15 protein-coding genes are annotated in these 17,175 nt (G+C 41.7%); 12 read left to right on the top strand and 3 right to left on the bottom strand.

All coding sequences use genetic code 11. The features are described 5' to 3' along the window. Positions 1-25 precede the first annotated feature (25 nt). Positions 26-3,223 (top strand): TIGR03032 family protein, encoded by a 3,198-nt coding sequence (locus RMY00_RS12890; protein WP_322647923.1) that lies wholly within the window; start codon positions 26-28, stop codon positions 3,221-3,223. Positions 3,224-3,487: 264 nt separating this feature from the next. Here RMY00_RS12890 and RMY00_RS12885 read toward each other — a convergent pair whose 3' ends face one another. Beyond that, positions 3,488-3,886: a type II toxin-antitoxin system VapC family toxin gene (locus RMY00_RS12885; protein ID WP_322647922.1), complete on the bottom strand. Its 399-nt coding sequence runs from the start codon at positions 3,884-3,886 to the stop codon at positions 3,488-3,490. Beyond that, on the bottom strand, positions 3,883-4,155 hold the full coding sequence (locus RMY00_RS12880) for a hypothetical protein (RefSeq protein ID WP_322647921.1): 273 nt from the start codon (positions 4,153-4,155) through the stop codon (positions 3,883-3,885). The genes RMY00_RS12885 and RMY00_RS12880 overlap by 4 nt, the downstream gene beginning before the upstream one ends. Before the next feature lie 320 nt (positions 4,156-4,475). Here RMY00_RS12880 and RMY00_RS12875 point away from each other — a divergent pair, with 320 nt between their 5' ends. The 4 genes from RMY00_RS12875 to RMY00_RS12860 all read left to right on the top strand — a co-directional run bounded on the left by RMY00_RS12875 (position 4,476) and on the right by RMY00_RS12860 (position 5,401). Beyond that, positions 4,476-4,676 carry a DUF433 domain-containing protein gene (locus tag RMY00_RS12875; protein ID WP_322648104.1) on the top strand — a complete coding sequence of 67 codons (201 nt, stop codon included), beginning with the start codon at positions 4,476-4,478 and terminating at the stop codon, positions 4,674-4,676. A 69-nt stretch (positions 4,677-4,745) separates the two neighbouring features. Next, entirely contained in the window at positions 4,746-4,976 is a 231-nt protein-coding gene (locus tag RMY00_RS12870; protein WP_015131253.1) for a type II toxin-antitoxin system VapB family antitoxin, read from the top strand. After that, positions 4,973-5,182 carry a hypothetical protein gene (locus tag RMY00_RS12865; protein ID WP_322647920.1) on the top strand — a complete coding sequence of 70 codons (210 nt, stop codon included), beginning with the start codon at positions 4,973-4,975 and terminating at the stop codon, positions 5,180-5,182. Before RMY00_RS12870 ends, RMY00_RS12865 begins: the two co-directional genes overlap by 4 nt. Beyond that, positions 5,183-5,401, top strand: coding sequence for a PIN domain-containing protein (locus RMY00_RS12860; RefSeq protein WP_322648103.1), 219 nt, complete (start codon positions 5,183-5,185; stop codon positions 5,399-5,401). Between the two features lie 46 nt (positions 5,402-5,447). On the opposite strand, the gene RMY00_RS12855 is transcribed toward RMY00_RS12860, so the two are convergent. Continuing rightward, complete coding sequence (locus RMY00_RS12855; RefSeq protein WP_322647919.1) at positions 5,448-9,632, bottom strand: tetratricopeptide repeat protein; 4,185 nt, start codon at positions 9,630-9,632, stop codon at positions 5,448-5,450. A gap of 131 nt (positions 9,633-9,763) precedes the next feature. Here RMY00_RS12855 and RMY00_RS12850 point away from each other — a divergent pair, with 131 nt between their 5' ends. From RMY00_RS12850 to RMY00_RS12820, 7 genes are all read left to right on the top strand, one after another. Next, entirely contained in the window at positions 9,764-10,081 is a 318-nt protein-coding gene (locus RMY00_RS12850) for a hypothetical protein (RefSeq protein WP_322647918.1), read from the top strand. 122 nt (positions 10,082-10,203) lie between these two features. After that, positions 10,204-10,596 (top strand): hypothetical protein, encoded by a 393-nt coding sequence (locus tag RMY00_RS12845; protein ID WP_322647917.1) that lies wholly within the window; start codon positions 10,204-10,206, stop codon positions 10,594-10,596. A gap of 396 nt (positions 10,597-10,992) precedes the next feature. Then, positions 10,993-11,319, top strand: a complete 327-nt coding sequence (locus tag RMY00_RS12840; RefSeq protein ID WP_322647916.1) for a DUF3040 domain-containing protein — start codon at positions 10,993-10,995, stop codon at positions 11,317-11,319. Between the two features lie 15 nt (positions 11,320-11,334). After that, on the top strand, positions 11,335-13,416 hold the full coding sequence (locus RMY00_RS12835) for a dynamin family protein (RefSeq protein ID WP_322647915.1): 2,082 nt from the start codon (positions 11,335-11,337) through the stop codon (positions 13,414-13,416). A gap of 124 nt (positions 13,417-13,540) precedes the next feature. Then, on the top strand, positions 13,541-15,784 hold the full coding sequence (locus RMY00_RS12830; RefSeq protein ID WP_322647914.1) for a dynamin family protein: 2,244 nt from the start codon (positions 13,541-13,543) through the stop codon (positions 15,782-15,784). 98 nt (positions 15,785-15,882) lie between these two features. Then, positions 15,883-16,578, top strand: a complete 696-nt coding sequence (locus RMY00_RS12825; RefSeq protein ID WP_322647913.1) for a DUF305 domain-containing protein — start codon at positions 15,883-15,885, stop codon at positions 16,576-16,578. A 273-nt stretch (positions 16,579-16,851) separates the two neighbouring features. Next, positions 16,852-17,025, top strand: a complete 174-nt coding sequence (locus RMY00_RS12820) for a hypothetical protein (protein ID WP_322647912.1) — start codon at positions 16,852-16,854, stop codon at positions 17,023-17,025. Positions 17,026-17,175 lie beyond the last annotated feature (150 nt).

Here is a 17,175-nt window from a genome sequence, read left to right as displayed (position 1 = left end):
GTGTCAAAAGTTAATTTTTTTGCTAATGATTGTACAATCCACTGCTAAAGCTGCTCTCCCTGTAGAAATGCTCACCTCACGTCATTTCGTTGACTGGTTGCAATTGCAGCAAATTAGCCTGGCTTTAACTACTTATCAAAGTTCGCGTCTGATGCTATTAGGGGTGAACGCCCACGGACAATTGTCGGGATTTGAGCGTGTTTTTGACCGTGCAATGGGGTTATATGCTACCCCAGAACGAATTTATCTCAGTTCTAAATCGCAACTCTGGCAGTTAGACAATGTGCTGACTCCCGGACAACTTTATTATGGTTATGACAAGCTTTATATTCCCCGGATTGCTTATACTACTGGGGATTTAGATATTCATGATTTGGTAGTAGAAGCTGATACTGAACGCATTATTTTTATCAGCACTATATTAAATTGTCTGGCGACGGTGAGCGATCGCCATAGTTGCATTCCTTTATGGAAACCTAAGTTTATTTCTCGTTTGGTAAATGAAGATCGCTGTCACCTCAATGGTTTAGCGATGGTAGATGGTAAACCCCGCTATGTCACTCTGTGCAGTCAATCTGATGTGGTGGATGGTTGGCGCGACAAGCGACAAGGCGGCGGTTGTATTATTGATATTCAATCTGATCAGGTGATTGCTACGGGTTTATCTATGCCCCATGCCCCACGATTTTATCAGGGTAAGTTGTGGTTGCTTAATGCTGGCACCGGAGAATTTGGCTATATTAACGCTGATGGCAAATTTCAAGCCGTGACTTTTTGTCCGGGTTTTCTGCGTGGTTTGGCATTTAGTGGCAATTATGCCATTGTCGGTTTATCTAAACCCCGTGACAAAACTTTTTCTGGTTTAAAACTAGATGAGAATCTCCACAGCAAAAATGCTGAACCCCATTGTGGGTTAATGGTCATTGACTTAAAAACTGGCGAACTTGTCCACTGGCTACGTCTAGAAGGAGAAGTGACAGAACTTTATGATGTGCAGGTTTTACCAGGAGTCCGTTGCCCCCAAGCGTTAGGATTCCAAACTCAGGAGATTCAGCAGTTAATTACCCTCGACCCCCGTTCTCCTTTACTTGGAGGAAATCTGCCATTTGCTGGTGACACAGATAACCATAATATCATCTCTGCAATCCCGACTGAAAATCAAGTCTGGTCTGATTTATGGACAAAACAAGCGCAGCAATTCCCAGTTGTAGAACAATATCAGCACGCATTAGCCTTACAAAAACAACTACAATTTACAGAAGCGATCGCTTCATACGAACAAATTATCGCCCAATATCCCCAATATGCTCCGGCTTGGTATCAGTTGGGGGTAATTATGGACAATCAAGGACAAACTCACCAAGCTGTTTTGGCTTATCAACAAGCATTGACAATTAACCCGAAATATGCAGAAGCATACAATAATTTGGGTATTGTGGAAGTAGCCGAGAAAAATTTAGAAAAAGCGATCGCTTATTTTGAGTCTGCAATTCTCAGCAACCCGAACTATGCTTTTGCTCACAATAATCTTGGTCTAATTTGGCAAATGCAAGGTAAGCTATCAGCTGCTGCTGCTAAGTTTCAAGAGGCTTTACAGAAAAATCCCGATTATCCAGAAGCTTATCTAAATCTGGGCATAGTCTTAGAGGCGCAAGAGAAATTAGAAGGTGCGATCGCTTGTTATCGTTCTGCTATTGGCCACAACCCAGACTATATTAAAGCTTATATCCGCTTAGGGTCAGCGTTGTTATCTTTAGCGATGGTTACTCTAGGTCAAGTAGATGAAGCCAGGGTAACATTTGAAAAGGTTTTACAACTACAACCAGACTCGGCTGAAGCATTCAATTACTTGTTTTACCTCAAAGAAGCCACTTGCGATTGGCAGATGCGTCAGTCTGATTTAACCCGCATTCAGGAACAAACTCTCTCTGAGGTTGAAAAAGCAAAACCGACAACAATTAGCCCCTTCGATAGCTTATACAAGCCTTGGGACAGGACTTTTTTGCTAAAAATAGCTCAAACTCATGGAGAAAATATTAAAACACAATGGGCAAGTGAAAAGCAATCTCTGAATTTTACTCATTCCCGTTCCTTGAATGGGCGGCTACGCATAGGTTATTTATCTAATGATTTCCGCAACCATGCTACTAGTCATTTGATGAAAAGCTTATTTAATCTGCATAATCAAGCTAATTTTGAGATATTTGCTTACTCTTTCAGTGCAGATGACAATAGCGAATACCGCCAATACATTGCTACTAACTGCGAACACTTCCAAGATATTACTAATTTATCTATAGAAGAAGCCGCCCGCCAAATTTATGCAGATGGCATTCATATATTAATCGATCTCAAAGGTTACACTGCTGGTTCTCGCAGTGCTATTTTGGCTTTGCGGCCTGCTCCCATTCAGGTCAGTTATTTGGGCTATCCTGGAACGATGGGTGCTGACTTTATCGATTATATTATTAGCGATCCAGTAGTCACACCGCCAGAATTTGCTGATGGTTTCAGCGAGAAGTTAGTCACCTTACCCCACAGTTATCAAGTCAACGATCATCAACAAGCGATCGCTTCTACCCCTGTAACTCGTTCTCAGTATGGTTTACCAGAGTCGGGTTTTGTCTTTTGCTGCTTCAATCACAACTATAAAATTGAACCGCAAATTTTCGATGTTTGGATGAGAATTCTCGCCGCAGTTCCAGAAAGTGTGCTGTGGTTACTTGTAAGATTTCCTGCTGCTGAGGATAACCTTAGAAGAGAAGCCGAAGCGCGGGGAATTGATAGCGATCGCTTAATTTTTGCCCAATATCACCCCAAAGCAGAACATTTAGCAAGACATCAATTAGCAGACTTATTTCTAGATACTCTATATTATAATGCTTACACTACTGCTAGTGATGCTTTATGGGCAGGTTTACCAGTTCTCACCTGTATCGGAACCACCTTTTCTTCTCGTGTTGGGGCTAGTTTACTGAGGGCAGTTGGTTTACCAGACTTAATCACTAATAACTTAGAACAATATGAGCAATTGGCAATACATTTAGGTCATTCCCCTACAGCATTGCAAGAACTCAGACAGAGATTAGCCCAGAATCGTACTACTTATCCTCTATTTGATACATCACGCTTTACCCGTAATTTAGAACAAGCCTATTTTGCCATGTGGGAGATTTATGCTACTGGAAACTCGCCAAAAACAATAGAGGTGATACCAATTTGAAAAAAGAATACGACAAATAGACCACTTGTAGAGATGCGATTCATCGCGTCTTTACCCAAAGATAGGTTGCAATCATTAATTGAAATGGTATGAGCTAGATATATTTCAAAATATGCTGTCGATGTAAGCACTGAGAGCATTAGCGATCGCATCTGGCAGTGTGATATTTAGGGATTGCATAAGCTGGTTATATTGTTAGCGATTAGTTTTAGAGTAACGCGATCGCATTTCATCTCTGAGCAATCCAACAATAATCATAGTTGTTTACCGCCATACCTGAACCAGCATCAGATCAAAATGAAAGTCATACGTCCACACTGGTAGCTTCATTTCTTCTGACAAAACGGCAGTGACAGCATCGCAGACGGTAATCCGTTGATCTGGAAAACTTGTAGCTTTTTCAACTGCTGCCATATATTGTTCTTGTGAAGGATTGACGAAATGAACTGCTCCTATACATTGTCTAGCAAAGCTAATCGCTTGTTCAGTTCCGAGACGATATAGCAAAAGATTATATGTTTCCAGGTAAACAGGAAAGGGAACTAGGATTATTAAATTTTCTGTATTTATACGTTGTAGTTCGGCTTGGGAGCGCTCATGATATTGGTCGTCTATATCTACAGCAGCATATAAAGGCCCAGTGTCAGCAATTACGGCTCTCAAGGTGTGTTTGGTGGCAATGACTGCAAAAACGTTTGTTCAGCTAGAATTTTATCGTGATTTACTGACGTATCTTTAAATCCGCTTCCCTTGGGTGCAGGAGTGAGGTGTAAACCTTGCTTTTGTGGAGGTAAATAACCACGTTGGCTGAGGAATTCTTCGAGGGCATTTTCTACGATAGCGTTAGCAGGTACGGAAACTTCTTGATCGCCGATGTAAGCACTGAGAGCATTAGCGATCGCATCTGGCAGTGTGATATTTAGGGATTGCATAAACTGATTATATTGTCGTCAATTAATTTAAGAGTAGCGCGATCGCATTTCCCCTCACCAACTCAACAAAAATCGGGAGCAATGCGATTTTGTGAGGTGGGCAAGCAGGGGAGGCAGGGGAGGAAAAATAAATTAAGTGTATTTTGAAGTATTTATAGTAGCGCATGTTACTAAATTCTCTCTTTACTCTCCCTGCTCCCCCTGCTCCCCCTGCTTCAAAAAGCGATGATCTCACATTTTCGCGTTGCTCAACAAAAATCATACTGTGCAACAATAGCTGTAGTTTAGTCGGAGTACAAACTATGGACTAGCAACAGTACATTCATTCAGATCCTAAAATTCTGTTGGGTAAGCCGACTGTGAAAGGAACTCGTTTATCTGTAGAGTTCTTATTAGGTTTGTTTGCTGCGGGATGGACAGAACAACAAGTGCTAGAAAACTATCCTACTCTAACTCCAGAAGCATTAAGGGCAGTATTTGCTTTTACAGCAGAGTGTATGCGTGAAGAATCTTTTCTATAAGTATGCAATAAGCTTAAAAAAATTATTCAGATTGCATAAATTGTATTTTACACAACCGAGGACAAAGCGATGACCATTATCACAATAGATGATGAACTAATTAATGAAATTATCGCAGTCAGTCACTATAAAAATCCACAGGAAGCAGTCATTAAAATATTATCTAATTACTTGCAGCAGCAAAAAAAAGAACTGCCTTTATTTGAGCGACTACGTTTTATAGACGACGAATCTGCTGAAGATGATATCGCCTCGTTGTTTGAACGTGATAGAGACACAGGTAGGAATTTTGAACTATGACTTATCTAATAGACACCTGTGTAATGTCTGAGTTTGTTAAAAAAGCTCCCAACCCCCAAGTTAGTCAATGGTTTAATCAGCAACCGATTGAACAACTATTTTTAAGTAGTATTACTATCGCTGAAATAAAAAAAGGGATTTATAAGATCCAAGACTCACAACCTGAACGATATCAAAAACTAAAAATATGGCTGCAAAGAGTATAAATTGAATTTACTTCTCATATTTTACCGCTAACCGATGATATTTTAGATAATTGGGCAAAATTTTCTACAAATGCCGAATTGAAAGGTAAAAAATTAGCTGTAATGGATAGTCTAATTGCCGCAACAGCACATCATCATAAATTAACTTTAGTTACCCGTAATGTTGATGATTTTAAACTGACACCAGTTAAAATTATGAATCCTTACAGTCTTGTGTAAATTATGACCACCCAACCCGGTATTGAGCCGAGATATTCGCACTCCCTCACTCCCCCACAACCTGATTACGGTCAAACAACCATCCATCGCCGACAATCTCCTCTAGGCGTTGATTGAGTCGGGGGAGAAAATATTCTGGATCATTGAGCCGTTGCTGAGTAAACCAATTACCAAACGCTTCCTCTGTTTCAATTCCTTGGGCATTTGCCGCACCTAATATAATCTCGACACTACGCTCTTGAAGTTCCTCGAACTGCGGATGACCTTCACCTTGGCTGTTGCAAAAGAACATAGCCGTTGCTCCTAACACGGCTTCTAGTTCATCTCCTTGAGGCACTTTATTATATAAAACACGGATTAACTGAATGGTATCTACTAAAAGTGTTTGAATTCTCAGCGTCAACCAGGTTGCTTGAGCTAGGTAAACTAAACCGTTACTTTCATCCGTTACGCCTAAATTACCCAGAACTCTTACCAAATTACTGTATGCACTTATTTGTGCAAATGTGAAAACAACCTGCTCCCAGAGTGCGATCGCTTTTGGGATGTCCCCTTGTTGGGCGAATTGCAGTGCCATGTTGTTGAGGGTAGCGGCTTTACCTTTGACATCGCCAATCTGCTCAGATATTTCCAAGGATTGCTCCCAAAGTGCGAGCGCTTTTGGGATGTCCCCTTGTTGGGCGAATACCAGTGCCATGTTGTTAAGGGTAGTGGCTTTACCTTTGACATCGCCAATCTGCTCAGATATTTCCAAGTTTTGCTCGTAAAGTGCGAGCGCTTTTGGGATGTCCCCTTGTTGGGCGAATTGCAGTGCCATGTTGTTGAGGGTAGCGGCTTTACCTTGGACATCGCCAATCTGCTCCTTTATTTCCAAGGATTGCTCGTAAAGTGCGAGCGCTTTTGGGATGTCCCCTTGTTGGGCGAATTGCAGTGCCATGTTGTTAAGGGTAGTGGCTTTAAGTTTGACATCGCCAATCTGCTCAGTTATTTCTAAGTTTTGCTCGTAAAGTGCAATCGCTTTTTGGATGTCCCCTTGTTGGGCGAATACCTGTGCCATGTTGTTGAGGGTAGTGGCTTTACCTTGGACATCGCCAATCTGCTCAGTTATTTCCAAGGATTGCTCATACAGTGCGAGCGCTTTTGGGATGTCCCCTTGGTCGGCGATTACCAGTGCCATGTTGTTGAGGGTAGTGGCTTTACCTTGGACATCGCCAATCTGCTCAGTTATTTCTAAATTTTGCTCGTAAAGTGCGATCGCTTTTGGGATATCCCCTTGTTGGGCGAATACCAATGCCATGTTGTTGAGGGTAGCGGCTTTACCTTTGACATTGCCTATCTGCTCAGATATTTCCAAGGATTGCTCGTAAAGTGCAATCGCTTTTGGGATGTCCCCTTGTTGAGCGAATACCAGTGCCATGTTGTTGAGGGTAGTGGCTTTACCTTGGACATCGCCAATCTGCTCAGATATTTTCAAGGATTGCTCGTAAAGTGCAATCGCTTTTGGGATGTCCCCTTGGTCGGCGAATACCTCTGCCATGTTGTTGAGGGTAGTGGCTTTACCTTGCAATTCCTCTTCAGGGCAAAGGTCTAAAGCTTGCTGATAATGAGTAACAGCCTCTTGCACAAAACCCAAAACCGTTTCGGCACGGGCAATGGTTCCCAAGATGCGGTAATCCTGAAAAACTGCCAGAACTTGCTTACATAACTCCAAAGCTTCCACAAAGCGCGAATCGTTCACCCAATAGCTTGTAATCCTATCTCCAACGCTAACAGCAATTTCCTGCTCTTGCGCCAGTAGTCCCAAACGTACAATTTCCAGTCTTTCTGCTTCTGTGCGGTTGTCATTCTCCTCCCCCCAAACTTTATGGATTTCCCTCACCGCTTGCTGTCGCACTGCTTGCCATTCTTCCTGAATCAACACTGTTTCTAGCAGCGATTCTAAAATTGTCGTCACTCGATAATTAGCTGGCTGGGCGGGGTGAGTGGTAGCAGACTCAACCAAGCTGAGGCCACTTAGCTTGTCCACAAACGCCAGGAAATCAATTTCCTGGCTCATAGCTGAAGTCCGCTCAAGCGGACTAGAAATTCCCTCCCCTAAATCCTCAGTCCTCTTCAGAGGACTTTCGCTATTAGCCTGGGACTTCGAGTCCCAGGCGTTAGGGTGGGAAGTCGAAGAAATAGCCCTCACAATCTCCTCCGTCACGGGCAGGTGAAACACACTCAACCGTGCGAGAAACTTTCGTTCTTCCGGTTCCAAAGTATCCAGCAGAGTTTGTGCCAAAATATCTTCACGGAATTTCTGCTCAGTCGCCTCCAGCCGATTCAATAATTCATCCGCCGCTATTCCTGGTTTCTGAATCACCTCTAACAGCCACTTCAACAAGCGGGGATTACCATCAGCAATGTGGATAATCCTCTGAGTTCTTAACTGCTGCCTAACTTCTTTATCTAAAGGAAAGCAGATTTTATCAATATCACTGCTGCTCATCCCTGCCAAAGATTCTAAGTGCAGGCGATGAGGTGGCAAGGTGTCTTCTTTCAAATAACGACAGGTGACAATCAGCCGACTTTCTGCCCCATTTTCCTCCAACGCCCCACAAATCGCCCCTAAAATCTCGTAAGCTTCTGCCGTCATCCGCAATGAGCCATCTTTAACGGGGATATTTTGCTCAAAGTCATCCAGCACCAACAGCAAAGGTTGATTGTGTTCTTTTTCTATTGCTTCAAAAAAGTTTTGCAACCGTCCTTTAAGAGACACCTTTGGTTCGTTCAAAAATGCGGGAACATCTGCAAACCGCTCAAACTTACTAGAAAGCTTAGTCAGTAAACCTATCTCATCCAAAGGCCCAATCACCACGACTCGCGCAAAATTAGAACGCTGCATCTGTACCCGCGTACATAACCGCGCCGCCAGACTACTTTTGCCTAGTCCACCCATCCCTGCAATAAACACGCCGATTTGGTCGCTGCTTTCTTGCAATGCCTTAAGACAGCGTTGCAAAGGTCGTCTGCGTCCGACAAACTCAGACCGACTGGCAACTTTAACTAGATTATTCTCATCAAGAAATTCTTGCTCTGACGGTGTAAACTTCAGCTTTTCACGATTTATTGTTCTCAGAGGTGTTACCAGTTCTGCAATGGGGCGCGTATCCCGATACATCCGCAACAGATGCCAGTCGGTGCATTCTTTCTCAATCATTTCCTTCTGCGCCGCCTTGACTGCTTCTTCAACAGTTGCCCCCGTCGCCAAAGCTTGATAAAGTGCCTGTGCCGCTACAATACCTGTGTTGTCATACACCGGACGCGCCCAGCCTAAAACTATACCTGCCCCCGCCTTCACCAACGCTTGCGCCATCGAGGGTACTGTCCCCTTGTTAAGAACCTGTCCCGTATGACAACCAGAGAGAAAAGTTACACGCGGCCAGCGTCCACGAAAGGCTTTTGCTAAATCATTGACGGTAGTAAGTTGCATATTCCCCACCTCATCCTCAGTGATGAAGCAGGGGGTATTGTCTGCCAGTTTTGTACCTGTTGAGAGCAAATAGCTGTAGCTTTGTTGGGTATAAATGATCCCGTGTCCCGTGAGGTGAAAGACATCAAAATAGTCTTCTGGGTAGGATTTCACCAAATTGGCTAACTCTGCAACCGAGCCACTTTCCTCGACAACCAACGCCAAAGGCTGATCCTTAGTTGCTTGCAAAATGTTCGCTTCTTCCCGCTCAAACCCTAGTGGTGGAACTCTGGGATCTTCAGGAGAAGTCGCCATAAACAGCAAACGCAACGGGCGATTTTGCACGCCAATCACTTGGGTTTGACGCTGCTGCACAGAACGCACTGGTAAAACGGAAAGATTCTGGTGTTCTATTAAAAACCCTGCACCATCATGTAGCAATTCCCAAGGCAAATGTGCCAATCCCAACGCCACCCGTTCTGTTTGGGGGTTCAACCCCTGCGCTTCGCTGGTTTGAATCAAATCTAGATTAATCGTTTGCTCATCCGCCTCATCCAGCGCCTTTCTCAGCCATCCTTCTTTACCATCCAGCCATTGATAAAGTTGCCGTCCCAACTGGGTGAGATAAGGTAGATGATCTCTTTGTTGAGCATAGTAATTTTGCTCACATAAATCAATCAGCGCTGCCAACTCCGTTTTATCCAGGCGACGTGAGCCATAATCACAGCGCAGTTCAAAAGTTTGCTGTTGACTGAGGGCGAAGGTGAAGTTTAGAGGCATGGCTGACAGCAGGAGTTTCCAGAGTAACCTTCACCGTATTATCACCTTTTTCCCGAAATTATCGGTAATATTCGTTGCCGCGATCGCTGATTAGCTAGTACAAATCGCGTGATTGGCGAGATACTGCATTGATGCGATCGCAGTTCAACTATAAAATCAGGACAGCAACTCTTTGCTGTTGTTATATTCGTTCAGAACACAAGTCCGTTCGTTCAGAATACAAGTTCATTCGTTCAGAACACAAGTTCATTCGTTCAGAACACAAGTCCGTTCGTCCAGAACACAAGTCCGTTCGTTCAGAACACAAGTCCGTTCGTTCAGAACACAAGTTCATTCGTCCAGAACACAAGTCCGTTCGTTCAGAACACAAGTCCGTTCGTTCAGAACGCAAGTTCATTCGTTCAGAACGCAAGTTTTTTCTTAACGATTTGTTATTCACTCTCGTGTAATTACTGAGCCAGCCATCTAATCTTATTAGAAACAATACTTATTTCTGCAAGGTTTACTGAACCACTACATTATCCCATTGAGCCACTCTAGAAAGGTAAAGGTTAGTAAAAGGTATACATTGATGCCACGCCAAAAAAGAACCTCTCCTGTGCTAGAAAAAACCGAACAGAGAGTAATCGGATTTAAATCGATTGATTCCAGCCTTGACTTTGGTGATTCAATTAGTTTAAAGCATTTAACCCAGTTAATCGGGCAACTCCGCAACCAGATTGACGAGTATAATATGATGCTAACTTCCATTGACTCAGCAAAGGCAAAAATAGAAACCCTTGAAAAGAGCATTCGGGAAACTTCAGAACGCTTGGTTAGTGGTGTAGCATTGAAGTATGGCAAAGACAGCCGGGAATACGAAATGACAGGCGGGACACGCAAAAGCGATCGCATTCGTAAAGCTACCATCACCCGGTTAAAATCGACCGCAGACTTAAAAGCAACTTCTAAACAGACGGCGTAACCAACAGAAATTAGGCATCATTTATTACAGTGAATGATGCCTATTGTGTAAGCGTAAACCGCCGCAGGTATCGCACGCTCGGACTGTTAAACACTTCGCTTTGATTCTGGAAAGCAGGTACATTTTGTGGTAGCTAACTCTATAAGTTTAGTAGGTAATGAAAATTTAAATAGTAATTTTACTGTGGTTTTTAAATATGTACGTAAGTTACGATACAGCATGATTAACGAGTAAATGCTGATATCTTTTCATTGTCTTAGACGGGATGGATACCAATACTGCTCTGTTAAGCATTTTTAACTCGGAATTGGGTTTTGGGAAAAGGTTAAAGGTTTTTTCTTTCCCCTTTCCCTTTTTCCTTTTCCCCTTAACCAACAAGTATTAGGGTGGATACCGATGACATCTGAAAGTAACCGCGAAAAAGAACTTGAACACCGAGAACGTATATTACGAGAACGAGAAGTTGAATTGCGACTGCGGGAAATGGAAAGTAATATCCATGCTACCGATGCGGCTTTTCATCAAACTGTAAAGCATCAACCAGAAAATTCCCAAAAACCTTGGATGAATAAAGTAATTTTGGGTGGAAAGCTTTTTGCTCTTGGTGTGGTAGCACTAGTCGCAGTGAGAATAGCTTCAGTGTTAGCTGGGTTTATTATTGTTGGTACGCTGGGGTGGATGTCTTACAAATTATTTTTTGAATCTAAAAAAACCAATCTTTAATTAAGGTGTATTGTTATGACTGATCAAGTAGCAACTGACAGATTTATCCAAGATTTAGAGCGGGTTGCTCAAGTGCGATCGGAGATTTCTGTATGTTTAACTAAACTAGCCCAAACAATTAATCAAGCTGAGTTGGCTGGAGACTCTTCATCAGGAAAACTCAGTTTGGAGCGAGATATTGAAGATATTACAGTAGCTAGTAAAAATCTCCACCAAGGTGTATTTCGCCTTTTAGTCTTAGGCGATATGAAACGCGGAAAAAGTACGTTTCTCAACGCCTTAATTGGGGAAAACTTATTACCAAGCGATGTTAACCCTTGTACCGCAGTCTTAACAGTTTTACGCTATGGCCCAGAAAAGAAAGTTACTATTCATTTTAATGATGGAAAAAGCCCACAACAGTTAGACTTTCAAAACTTTAAATATAAATATACCATTGATCCGGCTGAAGCTAAAAAACTAGAGCAGGAGAAAAAACAAGCATTTCCTGATGTTGATTATGCAGTAGTTGAGTATCCTTTAACGCTATTAGAAAAAGGAATTGAAATTGTCGATAGTCCGGGATTGAATGATACAGAAGCGCGAAACGAATTATCTTTAGGTTATGTAAATAACTGCCATGCAATTTTGTTTGTGATGAGAGCTTCTCAACCTTGCACCTTGGGTGAGCGTCGCTACCTAGAAAATTATATTAAAGGTCGAGGATTGACGGTTTTCTTCTTAGTTAATGCTTGGGATCAGGTGCGAGAATCATTGATTGATCCTGATGATGTAGAAGAATTACAAGCATCTGAGAATAGATTACGCCAAGTATTTAACGCGAACTTAGCAGAATATTGTACTGTAGAAGGCCAGAATATTTATGACGAACGAGTGTTTGAGCTTTCGTCAATTCAAGCACTCAGACGACGGTTAAAGAATCCCCAAGCTGATCTAGACGGGACTGGCTTTCCAAAGTTTATGGAAGCCCTTAATACTTTTCTTACCAGAGAACGTGCGATCGCAGAACTCCGTCAAGTCAGAACCTTAGCTAGACTTGCCTGCAATCATACCCGCGAAGCAGTTGCTAGACGTATACCATTACTTGACCAAGATGTAAATGAATTAAAAAAACGGATCGATTCAGTAGAACCAGAGTTTAATAAACTCACAGGTATTCGAGATGAATTCCAAAAAGAAATTATCAATACCAGAGACACTCAAGCAAGAACGATTTCCGAATCTTTTCGCGGCTACGTTTTAAATTTAGGTGATACTTTTGAAACTGATTTCTTACGCTATCAGCCGGAATTAAATTTGTTTGATTTTCTCAGTAGTGGTAAACGAGAAGCATTTAACACTGCACTGCAAAAAGCCTTTGAGCAATATATCACTGACAAATCTGCTGCTTGGACATTAACTGCTGAAAAAGATATCAATGCCGCTTTTAAAGAACTTTCTCGCAGTGCTTCACAATATGGCGCGTCTTACAGTCAAGTTACAGATCAAATCACAGAAAAGCTCACCGGACAAAATGTCAAACTAAATACTACTACTACAGCTGAAGAAGATAACTCTCCCGGCTGGGCAAAATGGGCAATGGGATTGTTATCACTGTCTAAAGGGAATCTTGCTGGTTTCGCACTAGCAGGAGCCGGATTTGATTGGAAAAATATCTTGTTAAACTACTTTACTGTAATTGGTATTGGCGGGATAATTACAGCAGTGACAGGTATTTTTCTTGGCCCCATCGGGTTTGCACTGCTAGGTTTAGGAGTCGGATTTTTGCAAGCAGATCAAGCCCGGAAAGAGTTAGTTAAAACGGCAAAGAAAGAGTTAGTTAAACATCTACCCCAAGTTGCACATGAACAATCTCAGGTTGTATACAATGCTGTAAAAGAATGTTTTGACTCTTATGAAAGAGAAGTGGGTAAGCGGATTAACGATGATATTCTCTCTCGCAAATCTGAATTAGATAATCTAGTCAAACAGAAACAAAGCCGTGAAATCAATCGTGAGAGTGAGTTCAACCGTTTAAAAAAATTGCAAGAAGATGTAATAGCTCAGTTGCAAAAAATCGAGGCAGCGTATAGCAATTTATTAGCTTATTATAGTTGATAAATCTCATTACTCTCGTTTCCAGCTAGAAGCTGGGAATACCTACTGGGAGGGCTACTGCCTCCTATAACTATAAGAATGTGAGGTAATTGCATTACCAGGGAAAGACTGGAAACGAGGAATTATGCAACAACAGTATGAAAGTTATAAGAATTTAGCAGATTCTCTCAAATCTGCATCTGCATTACTACATTTAGAACGCAAATCGCAACTGCATCAAGATATAATTACCATTTGCAATCATCTCGTTAATCCTAGCTTTCGGATTGCGGTATTTGGCCCTTTTAATCATGGCAAATCTACTTTACTTAATGCCATGTTAGGGAATCGTACCTTACCAATTGATTTAATTCCCACCACAGGTGCGGCAATTACTGTCAAGTATGGTTCTGATGTGCGGACTCGCATTATGTTGGTAGACGGTACAGAAATTTATCGCAGTGGCACAGAAGTTTTACAACAATTTGCAATTCTTGATGGCAATAGACAGATGCGAAAAGATGTAGCTTCTGTAGAACTTTTTTGTCCGCATCCTTTCTTAGAAACAGGTGTAGAATTTCTCGATTTACCGGGAACCAATGATAGAGATGAACAAGATAATTTAGTTCGAGAACAACTTTTAGGTGCAGATTTAGTTATACAATTATTAGATGCACGTAAGTTAATGACTTTAGGTGAGCGGGAAAACTTACGAGATTGGCTATTAGATCGCGGAATTAAAACAGTTATTTTTGTTGCCAATTTTCTTAATCTACTCGAACCTGACGAGCAAAAACAAGTCCAAAATCGCCTGCTGTTTGTTGCAGAGAGCTTTCGAGCCGAATTACCTCCAGGTTTTAGTAATTTATATCGTGTTGATGCTTTACCTGCTTTAAGAGCTAGATTAAAAGGTGATGTTGCTGCTGCTAATAGTAGCGGTTTAGCGGCTTTTGAAACAGCTTTGCAAAATATTGTAGGAATTTTGCAACCAAATCGTGGTAGTGTGCGTTTGCCAAGAGTGCAAGCGATCGCTTCTCAAATCCAATACTCATTAAAAGCTAAAATTGACCCAATTGCTCTTGAAATAAAATCCTTTGATGAGAAAGAACATAGCAAAATTGAAATTAAACGCAAAGCAGCCGAATTAATTTATAAAGGTTTTTCTACTAGCGTAGGAGAATTACGCGATTGGCTAGCATTACCCAAGCTACTCACAAAATATCAAGCTGATGCAGCAGTCGCATTGGCAGAAAATAAATTTAAAGATTGGCAAATAAATATTCTTAAAAAAGACCTGACTCAATTACAATTTGCTACGGTAAAATGGCTTTATCAAGCTTACGAATTTTTCCAAGAAGAACGACCGCAAGATTTAATAATTCCCTTTCCTAGCGAACCACAAGTAATATTACCATCAAAGCCAAGCAATACTGATAATTTGAGTGAACCTGGTTCTATTGCTGTTGGTGGTGGTATTGGTTGGTTATTAGGTGGCCCAGTGGGTGCTGCTGTCGTCGGGAGTATTTCTTATTTGCTAAACAAGAATATCCAAAAACAAGACGATCAATTAGCAAAGGAATCTTATCACCAAGAAGTTGCTAAACTTTGTATAACTGCAATTGAAGATTATTTATCTAGCTTCAGTAGCCAAGGGTTATCTATTTTGAATGAATATGAACAAAAAGCAGAAAAAGTAATTTGTTTTGAGTTTAGTCAAGAACCGCTAGAAATTACTAAAAAGCGTGAAAGTTTGCAACAGTTACAAAACGGCTTTAATCAGTTGTTGCAAGAGTTAGAGAAAGTAAAAATGTCCTCAAATCATCAACCTTATAAAGAAATACCCAAATCCAATAATACTAATAGAAAATATTCACCACAGCCAGAGAGAGTTCAAAGTTTTTCTCAAAAAGATACTAGTGTTAAGCAACAACAGGAAAATAGTGCTAAGAATACTCAGACAAAGGTAAAATCTGTTTCTCCACCACCGCCAAAAGTTTCTCCTTCTCCACGGAAAGAAGAAGTGGAGGCGAAATTTCGTGAGTGGGAACTCAATGAGGAAATAGCGCGAATGAAAGCAGAGATGCGTAGCCCTAAGGCTTCTCGTCAGACATCGCCTGGTTCTCAAACTGGCAAACAGCAAAATACAGCTCAAAGCAACAAAACACCCAACCAATCAAAAACCCAGACGGAAAAAGATAAGATTACTCGCGCCTACAGCATTTTAGGATTGCAAACAAATGCTTCTTTGGCTGAGATAAAGCAGGCTTATCGAACTTTAGTAAAAAAATGGCATCCAGATTTGTTTGTTAATCAGCCGCAACTGCTAAAACAAGCACAAGAGAAAATGCACTTAGTTAATGAAGCTTACACAACTTTGACTGATAAATGACCAACCAGATCCCCGACTTCTTTAAGAAGTCGGGGATCTTTAGATTTCAGTCTAGCAATTTGATTAGATTAGAATTGGGAAATTGTTAGGTGAGATTTATGCAACTGCTATCTTTGAGGAATGGGTTTTTGGTGTTAACCTTGACTGCGATCGCTTCAGCCGGTGGGTTAATCACAGGATGTACCAATACTGCTTCCCAAAACCAAAGCCAAGCCCTAAAGGAAACTGTCACCAATGCTAACGATAAGCAGATGATGAATCATGGTGGAAGTATGAATCACAGTATGGGAATGGATTTAGGCCCAGCCGATGCAAATTTTGATTTACGATTTATCGACGCGATGATTCCGCACCATCAAGGCGCTGTGGAAATGGCGAATGTTGCACAGCAGAAATCAAAACGTCCTGAAATCAAAAAACTAGCAGACAATATCATCAAATCGCAAAATCAAGAAATTACTCAGATGAAGCAGTGGCGACAAGCTTGGTATCCCAAGGCGGGAGATAAACCAATGGCTTACAATAGCCAAATGGGCCACATGATGGAAATGTCGCCCGATCAAATGAAAACTATGATGATGAGTCAGAATTTAGGTGCAGCCGATGCAGAATTTGATCTGCGCTTTATCAATGCGATGATTCCTCACCACGAAGGGGCTGTAACAATGGCGCAGGATGCCTTAAGTAAGTCTAAGCGCCCTGAAATCAAGAAATTAGCCCAAGAAATTGTTAAAGCCCAAGAGATAGAAATTAAAGAAATGCAACAGTGGCGAAAAGCTTGGTACAACAAGTAATTCGTAATAGTCAGATAATCGTAGGTTGGGTTGATTGCAAAATAACCATCAAGGTTATGCACTAATTGCATGATTTGGATTTACAATGGCTCTATAGATGCGATTCTAATATCAGGGAATAAAGATGGATACCCCTGGTGTTGACCAGGGGCTTTTTATTCAGGGGCTACACCTTAAACGTCAACACCGAACTCAACCGCGTTACAACCTCTACCATTTCTGCTTCAACCTGCACATCAATCACAGGACGATTAGTAGTCTGCCAACCCAAAAATGCTAAGTGAGGGCGCAGGAATTGGGGAAAGGTTAAAGGTTAAAGGAGTAAACATCTTTCCCCTTGCCCTTTACCCCGCCAAGTTTCCTTGGCGAACTACTAGCGGCTTTCGCAAGGTCGGCTTTGGCTACTTGGCTCTATGCTTGAGCATTGCAGCTGCGGCTATTTGTTGAGCTAGTCTTAACTGCGCTCTTTTCTCCAAAACCCGACAAGTATTGGGACTACACCAAGATGAATTCAGACTGAGCGCTTGCTTTACTTCATCTTGCTATAAACTTGATCTAAATATTCTAAAAGCTGATATACCACTGGCTCTCCTTGGG

Origin of the sequence: Nostoc sp. ChiVER01 (assembly GCF_034531155.1) — a bacterium.
In the GTDB taxonomy this organism is placed as follows: Bacteria; Cyanobacteriota; Cyanobacteriia; order Cyanobacteriales; family Nostocaceae; genus Nostoc.
The sequence above is the reverse complement of the archived record's forward strand: the minus strand, read 5'-3'. Positions and strand labels throughout refer to the sequence as shown.

Excerpts from the sequence above, each read along its gene's own strand:
- RMY00_RS12890 (WP_322647923.1), top strand. The coding sequence starts at position 26 with ATGATTGTACAATCCACTGCTAAAGCTGCTCTCCCTGTAGAAATGCTC.
- RMY00_RS12880 (WP_322647921.1), bottom strand. The coding sequence starts at position 4,155 with ATGCAATCCCTAAATATCACACTGCCAGATGCGATCGCTAATGCTCTC.
- RMY00_RS12870 (WP_015131253.1), top strand. The coding sequence starts at position 4,746 with ATGACCATTATCACAATAGATGATGAACTAATTAATGAAATTATCGCA.
- RMY00_RS12865 (WP_322647920.1), top strand. The coding sequence starts at position 4,973 with ATGACTTATCTAATAGACACCTGTGTAATGTCTGAGTTTGTTAAAAAA.
- RMY00_RS12855 (WP_322647919.1), bottom strand. The coding sequence starts at position 9,632 with ATGCCTCTAAACTTCACCTTCGCCCTCAGTCAACAGCAAACTTTTGAA.
- RMY00_RS12850 (WP_322647918.1), top strand. The coding sequence starts at position 9,764 with ATGCGATCGCAGTTCAACTATAAAATCAGGACAGCAACTCTTTGCTGT.
- RMY00_RS12845 (WP_322647917.1), top strand. The coding sequence starts at position 10,204 with ATGCCACGCCAAAAAAGAACCTCTCCTGTGCTAGAAAAAACCGAACAG.
- RMY00_RS12840 (WP_322647916.1), top strand. The coding sequence starts at position 10,993 with ATGACATCTGAAAGTAACCGCGAAAAAGAACTTGAACACCGAGAACGT.
- RMY00_RS12835 (WP_322647915.1), top strand. The coding sequence starts at position 11,335 with ATGACTGATCAAGTAGCAACTGACAGATTTATCCAAGATTTAGAGCGG.
- RMY00_RS12830 (WP_322647914.1), top strand. The coding sequence starts at position 13,541 with ATGCAACAACAGTATGAAAGTTATAAGAATTTAGCAGATTCTCTCAAA.
- RMY00_RS12825 (WP_322647913.1), top strand. The coding sequence starts at position 15,883 with ATGCAACTGCTATCTTTGAGGAATGGGTTTTTGGTGTTAACCTTGACT.
- RMY00_RS12820 (WP_322647912.1), top strand. The coding sequence starts at position 16,852 with ATGCTAAGTGAGGGCGCAGGAATTGGGGAAAGGTTAAAGGTTAAAGGA.